Annotated in this window: 9 protein-coding genes; 4 read left to right on the top strand and 5 right to left on the bottom strand. The window is 67.2% G+C overall.

Annotation, left to right across the window (positions count from 1 at the left end; genetic code table 11):
* Nucleotides 1-17 precede the first annotated feature (17 nt).
* On the top strand, nucleotides 18-1,076 hold the full coding sequence (locus EJO66_RS19800; protein WP_125965841.1) for a glycosyltransferase family 2 protein: 1,059 nt from the start codon (nucleotides 18-20) through the stop codon (nucleotides 1,074-1,076).
* Between the two features lie 3 nt (nucleotides 1,077-1,079).
* Here the strand turns inward: EJO66_RS19800 and EJO66_RS19795 are convergent, their stop codons facing one another.
* Nucleotides 1,080-3,131 (bottom strand): acyltransferase family protein, encoded by a 2,052-nt coding sequence (locus tag EJO66_RS19795; RefSeq protein WP_125965840.1) that lies wholly within the window; start codon nucleotides 3,129-3,131, stop codon nucleotides 1,080-1,082.
* An 86-nt stretch (nucleotides 3,132-3,217) separates the two neighbouring features.
* Nucleotides 3,218-3,976: a glycosyltransferase family 2 protein gene (locus tag EJO66_RS19790; protein ID WP_124959801.1), complete on the bottom strand. Its 759-nt coding sequence runs from the start codon at nucleotides 3,974-3,976 to the stop codon at nucleotides 3,218-3,220.
* Nucleotides 3,977-4,021: 45 nt separating this feature from the next.
* On the opposite strand from EJO66_RS19790, the gene EJO66_RS19785 reads away from it, so the two are divergent.
* Both EJO66_RS19785 and argB read left to right on the top strand, forming a co-directional pair.
* Nucleotides 4,022-5,119 carry a glycosyltransferase family 4 protein gene (locus EJO66_RS19785; RefSeq protein WP_125965839.1) on the top strand — a complete coding sequence of 366 codons (1,098 nt, stop codon included), beginning with the start codon at nucleotides 4,022-4,024 and terminating at the stop codon, nucleotides 5,117-5,119.
* Nucleotides 5,120-5,183: 64 nt separating this feature from the next.
* A complete protein-coding gene (gene argB, locus EJO66_RS19780) occupies nucleotides 5,184-6,077 on the top strand; it encodes an acetylglutamate kinase (RefSeq protein WP_124959799.1) in 894 nt (297 codons plus the stop codon).
* 13 nt (nucleotides 6,078-6,090) lie between these two features.
* Here argB and EJO66_RS19775 read toward each other — a convergent pair whose 3' ends face one another.
* The 3 genes from EJO66_RS19775 to galE all read right to left on the bottom strand — a co-directional run bounded on the left by EJO66_RS19775 (nucleotide 6,091) and on the right by galE (nucleotide 13,720).
* The gene (locus tag EJO66_RS19775) at nucleotides 6,091-10,521 is read right to left on the bottom strand and encodes a class I SAM-dependent methyltransferase (protein ID WP_125965838.1); all 4,431 of its coding nucleotides are present in this window, start codon (nucleotides 10,519-10,521) and stop codon (nucleotides 6,091-6,093) included.
* Nucleotides 10,522-10,585: 64 nt separating this feature from the next.
* Nucleotides 10,586-12,385, bottom strand: coding sequence for a glycosyltransferase family 2 protein (locus tag EJO66_RS19770; protein WP_240648614.1), 1,800 nt, complete (start codon nucleotides 12,383-12,385; stop codon nucleotides 10,586-10,588).
* A 297-nt stretch (nucleotides 12,386-12,682) separates the two neighbouring features.
* Nucleotides 12,683-13,720 (bottom strand): UDP-glucose 4-epimerase GalE, encoded by a 1,038-nt coding sequence (gene galE / locus EJO66_RS19765; protein WP_125965837.1) that lies wholly within the window; start codon nucleotides 13,718-13,720, stop codon nucleotides 12,683-12,685.
* 120 nt (nucleotides 13,721-13,840) lie between these two features.
* Here galE and slmA point away from each other — a divergent pair, with 120 nt between their 5' ends.
* Nucleotides 13,841-14,494, top strand: a complete 654-nt coding sequence (gene slmA, locus EJO66_RS19760) for a nucleoid occlusion factor SlmA (protein ID WP_124959796.1) — start codon at nucleotides 13,841-13,843, stop codon at nucleotides 14,492-14,494.
* Nucleotides 14,495-14,526 lie beyond the last annotated feature (32 nt).

Raw genomic sequence — 14,526 nt, 5'->3', positions numbered from 1 at the left:
CAGAGCCAAGCAAAAAAATGACCCCAACGAACGCCCCCGCCGTGCCCGCCATCGAATCCATGCCCCTGTGGCCCAGCGTGGTGGTGATCATTCCGTTCTACAACGGCGCCGATTTCATCGAGCGCTCGGTGCGTAGCGTGTTCGAGCAATCTGTGCCCGCGGCCGAGGTGATTGTGGTGAACGATGGCTCGCGGCCAGAGGAGCGCGCGGCGCTCGACGGGCTTGCGACGCGCTATCCTTTCCGCATTCTCGACAAGGAAAATGGAGGGCAAGGCTCCGCACGCAACGCCGGGGTGGCAGCGTCCACCTCCGACTTCATCTGCTTTCTGGATCAGGACGACTTCTACCTGCCCAACCACATCGAGACGTTGGCGTCTTCGATCCCACAGGACGACCGGCTCTTCGGTTTTGTCTATGCCGACCTGTACGAAGCCGACGCCGATGGAAACGTGATCCGGACCGGCGTTGTGAAGGAGCATGCAACGCATCCCAAGCGAAACATCAATGACCTGCTGCGGCACGACATGTTCGTGCTGCCATCGGCGACGCTGATCAGCCGCAAGGCCTTCGAGGCCGTGGGCGGGTTCGACTCGCAGTTCATGGGCTTCGAGGACGACGACCTCTTCCTGCGCGTGTTCCGCAAGGGCTACAGCAATTACTTTGTCGACAAGGCCGTGACGGTGTGGTGCATCCATACGGCAAGCACCTCGTTCGGCATTCGCATGATCCGCAGCCGCTTCAAGTACTTCAAGAAGCTGGTGCAGATGTTCCCCGACGAGCACCAGCGCGGGCGCTACTACTTCCGCGATTGCCTCGTGCCTCGATTCCAGCCGTACTTCGTCAACCATGCGATCGAGTCGATCAAGAACGACGACCAGTACCGCGAGGAAATGACCGCGATCCTCTTCGAGTACGGCGCGATGGTGCTGGCCAACCCCTATGTCGGCCGCAAGAAAAAGCTGCGACTGCGGGCCACGCTGTTTCTGCTGAAGCACAGTTCCCCCGGCATGGTGCGCCTGGTCGGGGCGATCACGCGGCTGCCGGGTGTGCGCAGCTTGCGAAAGCTCTATTCCTGAGTTCTAGCGCCCCGTGACCGGCACGGTTGCGGGTGTTTGCTGCTGCTTCTGCGTGCTCATCGCCACGTCGATGTACGTTGCAAACTTGCGCACGTACTCAGCCCGCAAGTGCCCCGCGTCCTTGTAGATGGGCGTGGCGTCGGCGTCCGCCCGGGTGCACTGGTTGCCCTTGCAAAGCGTCGGTATCGGGTCGATCACGATGGCGCCGCTGCGGATCGCGATCTGGCGCATGCGCTCGTGGAGGGCCCTTTGCGCTGAAACCCATTCCGTCGTGGGCGACATCGGCGCTACGCTCATGTTGCCGAGCCGCCCTCCCTTCACGAATTCCTCCGGCCCATACCCTTCCCCCACCGGGTTGTCCAGCACCAGGTACACCTGCTTGTGCTTGGCAAGGTTCGTCATCACCGCCTCGAGCATGTTGAGCGCAAAGTCCACGCCGCCGCCGCCCATGAAGCGGCGCTTGGTCTTGCCGTCGAAGTAGTAGTAGCGGTCCGCATCGGCGTTCGCGGCGTTGGGCTTGCCGGTTTCCGAGAAGTAGCAGTTCCAGCAGCCGCCGAACACCACCGCGTCGAACTTGTCGCTGATGGCCAGGCGCATGGCGCCGTCGCGGCGCTCGCCGCAGAGGTTGTTCTTTTCGTCGACCACATTGGGAATGGGCGGGCAGGCGCCCCAGGTGGCGAACGAGAGCGAATCGAGGGTGTCGGGCGCGATCTTGCTCAGTTCCACGGCGCGCGGGCCGTATTGCTCGATGTGGCTGTCGCCGAAGAGGAGCACCCGGCGCTTGCCGTGGCCGATCTGCTGCAGCACCTCGCCATCGACCTTGATGGGGCTCAGCCCGTCCGGGTAGCCCCAGTCCTTGGCGGCCGCGGCCGTCTTGTTGAAGTAGGGGTCGCTGTGCCGCCCCACGTAGTAGCGCGTGGCCGCCAGCGTGCCCAGCACCACGAAGCCCACCATCAGCGCCACCAGCACCGAGATCACGGTGTCGTTCTCGCTGCGGCGGGTGCCGCGCTCGACGAAGCGGTAGGTCAGCCAGGCCAGCACGAAGGCGGCGAGCAGCATCAGCGCGCGCAGGCCGTTGGACGGCACGTCGCCCTCGACGATGCGCGCGTAGACCAGCAGCGGCCAGTGCCAGAGGTACAGCGGATAGCTGATGAGGCCGACCCACACCATCGGCTTCGAGGCGAGCACGTAGCGGTTGAGCACGCCGGTCGGGCCGGCCGCAATGCAGTAGAACGCGCCCAGCGTGGGCAGGATGGCCCAGAACCCCGGAAAAGCCTTGCCGCCGCGGATGTAGGCGAGGCCCAGGCCGATCAGCACCAGCCCGGCAATCGACTGCGCATGGCGTCCCCAGCCCGGCTTGGGCAGGGGCCGGTGCAGCCGCATGTACGCCAGCATGCCGCCGATCATCAGCTCCCAGAAGCGCGACAGCGGCGAATAGAAGGCCGCCGTGCGGTGGCTGTGGATGGTCGTGACGTTGAGCAGGAACGACATGGCCGCCACCGTGCCCACCACCGCGAGCACGCGCCACTTGCGCTTCCACGCCAGGCCCAGCAGCACGGGCCAGAAGATGTAGAACTGCTCCTCGATGGCCAGCGACCACAGGTGCAGCAGCGGCTTGGTCTCGGCCGCATTGTCGAAGTAGCCGGCCTCGCTCCAGAAGGCGAAGTTCGAGACGAAGCCGGCACCCGCCGCCACGTGCTTTCCGAGCTGCTCCCACTCGTGCGGCAGCAGCGCATACCAGCCGAAGGCAAAGGTCGCCGCCAGCACCAGCACCAGCGCCGGAAAGATGCGCTTCACCCGGCGGGCGTAGAACTCGCGGTAGCTAAACCCGTCGCCCTCGAAGCTGCCCAGGATGATCGTGGTGATCAGGAAGCCCGAGATGACGAAGAAGATGTCGACCCCGATGAAGCCGCCCTTGATCCACTGCGGAAACGCGTGGTAGCCGAGCACGGAGAGCACGGCGACGGCGCGCAGGCCGTCGATGTCGGGTCGGTACTTGGGGTGGAGCAGGTGGGCATGTTCCTGCGGGGCTGTCGGGCTGCTCGTGGTCGTCATCGTCGTGGTTGGGAGGGGACGGCGCCTGCGGTCTCTGCTGGCTTCCCGGCCCCGGATTGTCTGCGCAAATGCGGGCGCGGCTTTTTTCAGGCCCCGCGGGATCGGGTCCGCAGGTAGCGCCAGAACGCGCCCGAGGTCCACACCTTGAGCAGGCTGGTCACGTGCCAGTAAAGGTGCTTCCTGCTGCTGCGGCTGGCGCGCTGGGCCTCGTGGCGCGCGAGCAGGTCTTCTCCCACCTGCAGCTTCCAGCCCGCCAGTTGGGTCCGGGCGCAGATGTCGAAGTCTTCGCCGTACATGAAGAAGCGCTCGTCGAAGCCCCCGATCTGGCGGTAGGCCTGGCTGCGGAACAGCATGAACAGGCCCGGAATCCAGTCCGGCACCACCGGGCGCACGTACCCTGGCTTGCGGCGCGTGAGGATCTCGAGCGGCGTGATGATGGCGCGGTGCTGCTCGGGCGTGCTGCGGCCGGGCTCGAGGATGCGCGGCGTCAGCAGGCCGGCGTCGGGGGCGGCCTGGGCCATCAGCGGCGCCAGCACGTCGCCGTCCAGGCGGATGTCGGGGTTGAGCACCAGGAACCAGGGTGTGTCGCAGTGCTCGAAGGCCTGGTTGTGGTTGGCGCCAAAGCCCTTGGGGCTCGCGTTTTCGATCCGCTCGACCGCAAAACCCCATTCCAGGCCGGCCAGCACGTCGGGTTCGGGGATGTTCAGCGTGAGCACCACCTTGGCGGTCGAACTGCGGCAGAAACGGTCCAGCTGCTCGAGCAGCGGGCGCACCAGCGCGAGCTGGCCGTGGCTGACGATCGAAATGGTGATCGGGGGGGAAGAAGGGGAAGGGGGCGCTGGCATGGTCTAATTTCGCTCGGGAATTCTAGGGTTCCCCAACACCCACACATGATTGCTCTGATCGTCATCAGTTTCTTCGTCTCCGCCTTCGGGGTCCAGGTGTTCATGCGCCGCGCGCGCAGGCACGCCCGGCTCTATGGCGCGGACATGCCCCAGCGCTTCCACAAGGGCCACGTGCCGCGGCTCGGGGGGGCGGGCATCCTGCTTGGCATGGGCGTGGCCTGGCTGGCCTCCGGCATCACCGGCACCGACCCGTTCAACGTGTCCTGGCCGCTCAAGACCTCGATGCTCACGCTGCTGTGCATTGCGCCGGCGGTCATCGGCGGCATCGTCGAAGACGTGACGCAGAACGTCAAGGTGCGTTACCGGCTGGCGCTGACCATCGGCTCCGCCCTGCTGGCGTGCTGGGTGCTGGGCCTTGGCCTGTCGCGCACCGGCATCGAGACGGTCGACGGCTGGCTGGCCATGGTGCCGTACGGCGCCGTGCTGTTCGCGGCCCTGGCCATCGGCGGGCTGCCGCATGCCTTCAACATCATCGACGGCTACAACGGGCTGGCCGGCACCGTGGCGGTGCTGGTGTGCCTTGCCATTTCGCACGTGGCGCTGCAGGTGGGCGACCGCCAGCTCGCGGCCATGATGGTCTGCCTGGTCGGCGCCACCATCGGCTTCCTGATCTGGAACTATCCGCGCGGCAAGATCTTTGCCGGCGACGGCGGCGCCTACGTGTGGGGCATGGTGATTGCGCTGGCCTGCGTGACGCTGGTCCAGCGTCACCGCGTCGTCTCGCCGTGGTTCCCGATGCTGCTGCTGATCTACCCGGTGTGGGAGACGCTGTTCTCCATCTACCGCAAGCTCGCGCGCGGGCAGTCGCCCGGCACTGCCGACGCGCTGCATTTCCACCAGCTGATCTTCCGGCGCATCGTGCGCGTGGCGTTCGCGGACGACGAGGCGCGGCAATTGCTCGCCCGCAACAACCGGACCTCGCCCTACCTCTGGATGTTCGCCGCGCTGTCGGTGGTGCCGGCGGTGCTGTTCTGGAACAACACCATCGTGCTGATGCTGTTCTGCCTGCTGTTCGTCACGACCTACGTGGGCGCCTACCTGATGATCGTGCGATTCAAGGTGCCGCGCTGGCTGCGCCCGTGACGGCTTCCGTGCTGCAAGAATTCCTTCTTTCCATCGTCCCCACCGTTTTGGAGCCTGCCCGCCCATGACCGACCCCGTCCTCAACATTCCCCCGCGCGACAAGGCCGAGATCCTGGCCCAGGCGCTGCCGTACATCCGCAAGTTCCACGGCAAGACCATCGTCATCAAGTACGGCGGCAATGCCATGACCGATCCGGCCCTGCAGGCCGATTTCGCGGAAGACGTGGTGCTGCTGAAGCTGGTCGGCATGAACCCGGTGGTGGTGCATGGCGGCGGCCCGCAGATCGAGGCGGCGCTCAACCGCCTGGGCAAGAAGGGCAGCTTCATCCAGGGCATGCGCGTGACCGACGCCGAGACCATGGAAGTGGTCGAGTGGGTGCTGGCCGGCGAGGTGCAGCAGGACATCGTGGGCCTGATCAACCAGGCCGGCGGCAAGGCCGTGGGCCTGACCGGGCGCGACGGCGGCATGATCCGCGCGCAGAAGCTCAAGATGGCGGACCGCGCCGATCCCAACCTGCACCACGACGTGGGCCAGGTCGGCGACATCGTCTCCATCGACCCCAGCGTGGTCAAGGCGCTGCAGGACGACGCGTTCATTCCCGTGGTGAGCCCGATCGGCTTCGGCGAGGAGAACGAGAGCTACAACATCAACGCCGATGTGGTCGCCGGCAAGCTCGCCACCGTGCTCAAGGCCGAGAAGCTCATGCTGCTGACCAACACGCCCGGCGTGCTCGACAAGGACGGCAAACTGCTTACCAACCTGAGCGCGCGCGAGATCGACGACCTGTTTGCCGACGGCACCATCTCGGGCGGCATGCTGCCCAAGATCGAGGGTGCGCTCGATGCCGCCAAGAGCGGCGTGAACGCGGTGCACATCATCGACGGCCGCGTGCCGCACGCGATGCTGCTCGAGATCCTGACCGACCAGGCCTACGGCACGATGATCCGCGCGCGCTGAGGCCGCAGCAGCCTCAGCAGCGGTTCGCGCCCACCCTGGCCACCGCGGGTTTCCGGCCGAGGAACTCGAAGCCCGCGGCGCCAACCTCCTGCACCGACTGGGGCAGCTTCTCGAAATCGGTCCACAGCGGCGTGTCGCGCAGCGACGGATCGCGCCACAGGTCCACGAGTTCGCCCGTGGAGGACTCCCGGAAGCGCTCCGCGGCTTCGTCGGACACGTTGGTGCGCAGCGCCTGCTCGCACTCCGACGCGAGCCAGCTGACGGCATGGCTGGGGGCGAAGTTCTCCGACACCCGCACGCGCTCGGCCTCGAACTCGCGGAACCACTGCTCCAGCCCGTAGCGGGTGCAGTTGAAGAAGTGCCACGGCCGCTCGTGCAGCGGCTGCATGAAGGCGGTGCGAACCAGGATGCGGCCCCCGGGTTTGAGCACCCGCAGGAGCTCCGCCGCCACCTTCTGCGGGTCGCGGTAGTGCTCGAAGGCGTTCATGACGATCGCGGCGTCGAAGACCTCGTCGTCGAATGGCAGCACGTGGGCGTCGGCGACCACGTCGGTGTGCCTGAACAGGCCGTATTCGACCTCCACCACGTTCTCGATCTTTTCCTGCGAGCCTCCGCCGCTGAGATTCAGCACCCACCCCTTGGTGCTCTTCGCGAGCTTCAGGGCCTCGGGCGGTAGCGGGTTGCTGACGTGCTCGGCGGGCTTGACCTCGGGCTCGCCGATGTCCTGGCAAAGAACCGGCCGGCCCTGGACGACGGGCCAGCTTCGCCAGCCGTCCACCGTCACCAGTGCGCCGCGTTCGGCATCGGCCGTCAGCTTGAGCCCGGTCTTGGGACAGCGAAGAATCGGCAGCAGCACCTGGAGCCGCGACTTCGCGCCGCCGTCGCTCAGCGCCACTTGCAGGGCCGGCGGTTTGCGCGCGAGCCGCTCGTCGATCAGCGAGACCCAGGGATGCTGGGCCTTGAAGTTCTCGATCAGCCGCTGGTAATTCTGCGGGAGCGTCGTCTCGGCCTTGATCATCGAGCCCGCATGCACGCGGTAGTCCGCGAGCGTTTGCGCTTCCCAGAAGCCGCGCTGGCCCTGCTCCGCGAGCCGGCACCAGAAGTCGTAGTCCTCCCAGCCGTGGCGAACGTGGTTGTAGCCGCCGACGATCGCCCACGCCTCCTTCGAGACGAGCGCCATCGCATCGACGTAGTTGCCGGCCACGAAGCGCTGCGGCTCGTAGCGGGAGTCGCTGATCATCGCGCTGGAGGCGCCGAAGTGCTGGATGCTCGGGTAGGCGAAGGCCACGCGCTCGGCACGGATGGCGCGGCGCAGTTCTTCGCAGCACTTCGGGCGCAGCCGGTTGTCCGCATCCAGGGGCAGCACGTAGGGGCTGTCCGCCAGGTGGAAGCCCGCATTGCGCGTGAGGCCCAGGCCGCTGTTCGACGCGTGCCGCGCGACCACCACGCGGTTGAAGCGGCTGGCGTGCTGCCGGGCCCATGCCAGAACGGTGTTTAGCGAGCCGTCGGTCGAGCAGTCGTCCACCACCACCAGGTCCAGCACCGCCAGCGTCTGGGCGCGCACGGATTCCAGCGCTTCCACGATGAACTGCTCGTAGTTGTAGAGCGGGATGACGACAGTGACGTCCGCAAGCTCGCTCTCGTCGGCCCGGTGCTCGAACAGCACTTCCAGCGGCATCAGCTGGGGCCGGCGGATCGGCGCTGAACGAACCCGCGCATCGAGCGCAAAGGCCCGTGCGGCCAGGGCGTCGCCTTGCAGTTGGTCGAGCACGCGGCCGAATTGCGTGGCCCGCTGCAGCGGCCCGTACGAGGCCATCGCGCGCAGGAATGCGGCCGAGCCGACGCTGGCCCTCAGTGCCGGGTCCGACGCCAGGGTCGACAGATGGTGGTACCAGTCGTCGGCGCTCGCGGCCAGGAAGCCCGACACGCCGTGCTCGATGGCCCGCGTGAACGGCCCGGTCGGCGACGCGATGGTCGGAACGTCGACCAGCGCGGCCTCGAAGAACTTCAATTCGCTCTTGGCCTCGCAGAACGGGTTGCCGAATTCCAGCGGTGCGATGTTGATGTCGAAGCGCGCGATTTCGCGCGGCAGTGTCTCCAGGGTCTGGAAGGGCCGCCATTCGATGCGGTGCTCCAAGCCGGCCATCACCGGGTATTCCTCCACATCGACCAGGCGCATGCCCGATTCGGTCCGGAAGAGCACCAGCCGGCACAGCTCGTTCTCGCGCAGCACGCGCGCAATCGCCTCGATGGCCAGGCCCAGGTCGCGCTGGTGCGTCCGCGATCCGCCGGCATAGCCGATGCGCACCAGGCTGTCGGTCCGCGCGCTGCGCCACTGCCGTGCGCTGCGCCTGGAGAGCTCGAAGGTCTGGTCGTCGAAGCCGTTGAACAGCACATGGGTGGACTTGCCCGCCCAGCGCATGTGATAGGCCAGCTCCTGGGTGCTGGCAATGCACACGTCGGCCGCGAGCATGGCGCGGCGCACGCTGGCGAAGAGCTCGCGCACCGCGGCTTCCGGATGGGCATTGGAGCGGATGCCGTCGATCACCTTGGTGTCGGCCAGGTCGGGTTCGATCATCAGGTCATCGATGTCGAACACCACCTTCTTGCCCTGCGCATGCATCAGCCCGATGGCTTTTTCGAGCACGGGGCTCCACTGGGTGCGCCAGAGAATCATCACGTCGTGCCGTGACGTCAGCTCGAGCCGTGCCTCGAGATCTTCCTGCCGGACCCATTCCGCCGGCACGCCGTTCATCCGCGCCGCCTCGATGTAGCGGGCGACCCGGTACAGATGGCCGGGCGTATGCGCCTCGCCGGAAACGTAGAAGATCGAGAACACCCGGCTGGGCAACGCAGGAATGGGGGGCGGCTCGGTGTCGTCGCTGCCGAGCAGGCCGGCGCGCCGGCCCTCTCGCGCACCCACCAGCGTGTAGTGAATCAGCGGATTGAAGCCCGCGGCGTCCCCGTGGCGCGCCGTGTATTCGGTGCCGGAGAACCACGGGCCGGGCTGGCGTCCTTCGGCCGCGCCGTGGGCGACGTAGTGCTCCGCGGGGTCTGTGCCGGCCGATGCGACGTCGGGGTAGGTCTTCAGGTACCACTCGCGGTCGAAGTAGGGCGAGAACCGGACGATCTCCACCGCCCCCAGGTCCACCGGCTTGCCGGCAAGGCGCCGGGCAAGCAGCCGCAGGCGCCTGCGCAGCCTGGCCTTCACGCCTAGGGACGGATCGACCCGCAGGCGCGTGAAGCGCTCCATCAGCGATTCGACCCGGTCTTCCTTCCGGTCGGCAAGACTTTTCCAGGCCAGCGCGGTGCGCTGCTGCAGGCTCCTGGCTTCGCTGGTCTCGTTCAGCTCGTCGCGGGTCTTGTTCAGGTCGGTGGCCAACTGCGCCACGACATTCCTGAGCTCCGCCACGCGCCGGTTCGCCTGCTCGTGGGCGAAGCCGGTTGCGCGGGCGGCGGCTTCGGCCTGGGCGGCCTTTGCGTGTGCATCGCTGGCCTGCCTGTTCAGGTCTTCCAGCTGGGCGGCCTTCTGGGCCACCTCGTGGGACAGCGCGTTCACCTGGCCTTCGGCGCTGGCGCGCGCCTCGGCCTCGGCCGCGCGGGCGGCCGCCACCTGCGCCAGCTCGGCTTCCACCGGCGCGCGCAGGGCATTGGCCTCGTGGATGCGCTGATGCAGTTCGGCCGAGCCGAGCTGCTCGCGCGTGGTCACGAACCAGCGCGTTCCCAGGTGCGCGAAGCGCGCCCTGGCGGCATCGGCGCGCTCGGGTTCGAGGTTGCACAGCGCCATGGCGGCGGCAGGCGCGCGGTCGCCCACGGCCAGCACGCCGAGCCCGTGGCCGTGCAGGAACTCGAACGAGGGATAGTGCAGTGCCTGCTCGGCGAAGAAGCGGAAGACGCCGAAATTGCCGCTGCGCACATTGGTGTCGTGGAACAGCACCACGGCCTTGTCCGACAGCTTGGGAAGCCAGGTCTCGAAGTCGTGCTTGACCGCCTCGTAGGTATGGAAGCCGTCGATGTGCAGCAGGTCGATGGAGCCGTCGGCAAAGTACGGCAGGGCGTCGTCGAAGGTGGACTTGAGGAGTTCGGAGAAGGCGCTGAAGTGCTTGTCGTGGAAGTCGCGAAGCTCGTGGTAGACCTGCGCGTCGAAATGCCCGGCATGCTCGTCTCCGGCCCAGGTGTCCACGGCGTAGCAGCGCGTGGCCGACTTGAGCCGCGCAACGGCCTCGCAGAACGCCGCGTACGACACGCCGTTGTGCGTGCCCAGTTCCACCAGCAGGCCCGGCTTGCAGGCGGCCACGATCCAGAACGCGAACGGCGTATGGGTCCACCAGGCGCTGGCCTTGCCCAGCAGGTGCGGCGTCCAGAAGAGAGGGTCCAGCACCGGGTGCGTCAGCACGTCGAGCGACCTGTCGACCGTCGGAAGAATGAGGGTGGGTTCTTTCATTTGTATTCCTGCCCGGACGAGTCCGGGCCTCCGCTAGAAAGTCGATGAAACCGCCGCGCACGCCTCAGCGCGCGAGCTGCCAGCGCTGGCCGGCGTTGTGGGCCAGGTGCGCGCCGGTGAGCCAGTCCAGCTGGACATTCGGGTTGTGATAGGGGTCGTGTTCGAAGCGATCGATCCACTTGGTGCTGGCGTGCGCCTGCTCGCGCTGCGCCCGCTGTTGCTTCTCTTCGGAAACATGGTCATGCCCGCGCGAGGCGCTTTCGAGGTGCAGCAGGGAGGCGAACGGCGTGCAGATGTTGCGGTAGCCCGCATCGTTCACCTTCAGGCACAGGTCGATGTCGTTGTAGGCCACCGGCAGGTGCTCGCCGTCGAAGCCGCCCACCTGCTCGAACACCGAGCGCCGAACCGCGAGGCAGGCTCCCGTGACCGCCAGGTAGTCGCGCGTGCCGGCGAGCCGCCCGTCCAGGCCGGTGTCGGTGGCGCCGTCGGTGCGGCAGACATGCATCGCGAGCGGGCCGCTCTGCAGCATGACGCCGGCGTGCTGGACCGTGCCGTCGCCGTACAGGAGCTTGGCGCCCACGCAGCCGATGTCCGGCCGCATGGCTTCGCCGACCATCTCCCTGAGCCAGCCGCCATCGAGGATCTCGATGTCGTTGTTCAGGAAGAGCAGCACCTCGCCGGTCGAGGCCTGCACGCCGACGTTGTTGATGGTCGAGAAATTGAAAGGGCCGGGCACGCGGAGCACGCGCACGCGAGGGTCCGCGGCCAGCTCCGTGAAGAGGGACAGCGTCGCGGGCTCGACGCTGTCGTTGTCGAGGATGAGGACTTCGAAATCCGGATAGTCGGTCTTGCGCAGCAGGCCGTCCAGGCAGGTCCTCACCAGATTGGCGCGGTCGCGCGTCGGCACGAGCACGCTCACCCGTGGCGCGGGGTTGGGCAGTGGGCGGCGGACATGGTTCACGAACTCCGCGATCGGCGAGGGCAGCACCTCGGCCGCCATGCCCGTCTGCCGGAACGCCGCTTCAGCCGCCACCCTCCGGGCCGCGGCCGCATAGGCCTCCACGGCCTGCCGCGTGTCGCCCGCATCCATGATCGGCGGGACCTGCCGGTGGTACAGCACCGAGGGAATATGGCGCACCTGGCTGCAGGGCAGCGGCATGGCCACCCTGCAGCGCAGGTCGTAGCTGGCGGCCGGTTCGAATTCGGCGCGAAAGCCCCCGGCCGCGAGGACGTTGGCGTGCTTCATCACGCACAGGCCGTCCAGCAGGTCGAAGCCGAGCTGCGCTTCAGGATCCCATGCCGACTTGAAGCGCGGCTTGCATCGCGCCTGGCCCTCGGCGATCCAGTCCTCGTCCGCATAGATGACGGCCGCATCCGGCCACTTCGCGAGCGTGAACTGAATCGATGAGACGGCCTGCGGCGCGAGCCGGTCGCCCGCGAGGATCACCCCGAACCAGGTCTCGGCCGTGTGCTCGAGCGCAAGCTGGTGCAACTCGAGCAGGCTTGCCGGCGCGCTCGCGGTCACGAGGCGGACGTTGATCGAATCGCGAACGAACAGGAGCGCGTGGGTGACCGCTTCCGCGCGCGAAGGGGCGCAGGCCACCACCGCATCGAAGCGCTGGCACAACTGCGCCGAAAGCGAGGCCAGCGTGGCGTGCAACTCTGCATCGTTGCCGCTGTCGGCGATGGCGAAGGTGATGCCATGCCGGTAGGGGAGATGCGCCAGTTCCAGGCGCAGCGCCGGATCTTCTGCTTTGGCGCACGAAGCTTCCGCTTCGGTCCATGCCCTGTACGCGGCATCCGTGAAAGATGAAAACCTGCACGCTGCTGCCCAATGGGCATATCGCGCTTGATCGATAGACAAATCATTCTCCAAGTCTTCAAGGGTCGGCAGTACCAAGGGCTCTCTGGCGTGCAGAGGTCCCACCGATTCAGAATATCGAGAGAAGCAGCCATGGAAGGACCGCAGGCGGGTAACAGCCTGTTTGAGCTTTGGCTTATTCAGTACGGATGTATGTGCTCGTTACCAGCGTACTCAACCGATTGCCGCGACCTGAAGGACAACGTGCCGACTGGATACCAGCACTTGTCTGATTTCGATGCGGCAAGCTGATGCCCCGAGCCGAGCCGAGCCGAGCCGGGCCGTCTGCGGCCAAGGCCGCTAGCGATCCGCGGCGAGGGTGTCGTATCCGTTGGGATTGCCTTGCTGCCAGCGCCAGCTGTCGGCGCACATCTGGTCGAGCCCGCGGTGCGCGCGCCAGCCCAGCGTGGCCTCCGCAAGCGACGGGTCGCCCCAGTACGCGGGCACGTCGCCGGGCCGGCGCGGACCGATCTCATAAGGCAGCGGACCACCGCTCGCGCGCTCGAAGGCATGCACCACCTCCAGCACGGAGGCGCCGCGGCCGGTGCCGAGGTTCAGCGTGACCAGCCCGGCATGGCCTTGCGCATGGCGCAGGGCCGCCACGTGCCCTTCGGCGAGGTCCATCACATGCACGTAGTCGCGCACGCCGGTGCCGTCGGGCGTGGGATAGTCGTTGCCGTGGATCAGCAGCTTGTCGCGCTGTCCCACGGCCACCTGGCACACGAAGGGCATCAGGTTGTTCGGCTTGCCCTGCGGGTGTTCGCCGATGAGCCCGCTTTCGTGGGCGCCGACCGGGTTGAAATACCGCAAGAGCGCAATGCGCCAGCCGGGCTGCGCGCGGTGCAGGTCGGCCAAAGCCTCTTCCACCATGCGCTTGGAGCGCCCGTAGGGATTGGCCGGCCTGCAGGGCGCGTCCTCCGGAATGGGCGAGTGGTCGGGTTCGCCGTACACCGTGGCGGACGACGAGAAGATCAGCGTCCGCACGCCCGCCTGCTGCATGGCCGAGGCGAGCACGAGGCTGCCGTGCACGTTGTTGTCGTAGTAGGTGAGCGGGTCGGCCACCGAGTCGCCGACGGCCTTGAGGCCCGCGAAGTGGATCACGGCCGAAAAGCTTTCTTCGCCCAGCACGCGGTCGAGCAGGGCCCGGTCGCGCACGTCGCCCTGGATCAGCCGCGGGGCGCTGCCGGTGATCTGCCGCAACCGCTCCAATACCCGGATGTCGCTGTTGCCCAGATTGTCGAGAATCACCGGTGTGTATCCGGCGGTGGCCAGCGCGACGCAGGTGTGGCTGCCGATGAAACCTGCGCCACCCGTCACCAGAACGCTTTTTGGGGCCATGAGAACTCTTGCTTGGTTGAATGAGCCGATTCTGTACGAGCTTTCCCGGGGCCGGTTTGCGCGCGCTCACTGCGCGGCCCTGTGCGAGAATCAATTGATTACATCTTTGCACGCGCTTCCATGCAGAACGAAGAGACAAGCTATCCCGGCATAGAAACCCAGACCGAGACGCTGACACCCGTCGCGCCGGTCCGAAAACGCCCCAAGCCCGGGGAGCGGCGCGTGCAGATCCTGCAGGCGCTGGCCGCCATGCTCGAGCAGCCCGGCGCCGAGCGGGTGACGACCGCGGCACTGGCTGCGCGGCTCGACGTCAGCGAGGCCGCGCTGTACCGCCACTTCGCGAGCAAGGCCCAGATGTTCGAGGGCCTGATCGACTTCATCGAGCAGAGCGTCTTCACGCTGGTGAACCAGATCCTCGAGCGCGAAGGCGCGACCGGGGCCCAGCAGGCCGCAAGAATCCTCACGCTGCTCGTGCAGTTTGCCGAGCGCAACCCCGGCATGACGCGCGTCATGGTCGGCGATGCGCTGGTGTTCGAGAACGAGCGGCTCCAGCAGCGCATGAACCAGTTCTTCGACAAGATCGAGGCCACCCTGCGCCAGGTACTGCGCGGGGCGGCCGCCGCGGACGGCTCGGCCACGCCGAGCGTGGATGCGCAGGTGCGCGCCGCGGCGCTCACGGCCTTCGTGGTCGGCCAGCTGCAGCGCTTCACGCGCTCGGGCTTCCGTCGGGCGCCGTCGGAGCACCTCGAAGCCACGATCGCGCTGATCGTCTAGAGCCTCGGGCGGCCTTCGGCGGGCCGCCTATC

Source organism: Variovorax beijingensis (genome assembly GCF_003951285.1).
Classification (GTDB): Bacteria; Pseudomonadota; Gammaproteobacteria; order Burkholderiales; family Burkholderiaceae_C; genus Variovorax; species Variovorax beijingensis.
Note: the sequence above shows the minus strand (reverse complement) of the source record. Positions and strands in the feature narration are given on the sequence as shown.

Coding starts and splice junctions, on each gene's coding strand:
- EJO66_RS19795 (WP_125965840.1), bottom strand. CDS start 3,131: ATGACGACCACGAGCAGCCCGACAGCCCCGCAGGAACATGCCCACCTG.
- EJO66_RS19790 (WP_124959801.1), bottom strand. CDS start 3,976: ATGCCAGCGCCCCCTTCCCCTTCTTCCCCCCCGATCACCATTTCGATC.
- EJO66_RS19785 (WP_125965839.1), top strand. CDS start 4,022: ATGATTGCTCTGATCGTCATCAGTTTCTTCGTCTCCGCCTTCGGGGTC.
- argB (WP_124959799.1), top strand. CDS start 5,184: ATGACCGACCCCGTCCTCAACATTCCCCCGCGCGACAAGGCCGAGATC.
- EJO66_RS19800 (WP_125965841.1), top strand. CDS start 18: ATGACCCCAACGAACGCCCCCGCCGTGCCCGCCATCGAATCCATGCCC.
- slmA (WP_124959796.1), top strand. CDS start 13,841: ATGCAGAACGAAGAGACAAGCTATCCCGGCATAGAAACCCAGACCGAG.
- galE (WP_125965837.1), bottom strand. CDS start 13,720: ATGGCCCCAAAAAGCGTTCTGGTGACGGGTGGCGCAGGTTTCATCGGC.
- EJO66_RS19775 (WP_125965838.1), bottom strand. CDS start 10,521: ATGAAAGAACCCACCCTCATTCTTCCGACGGTCGACAGGTCGCTCGAC.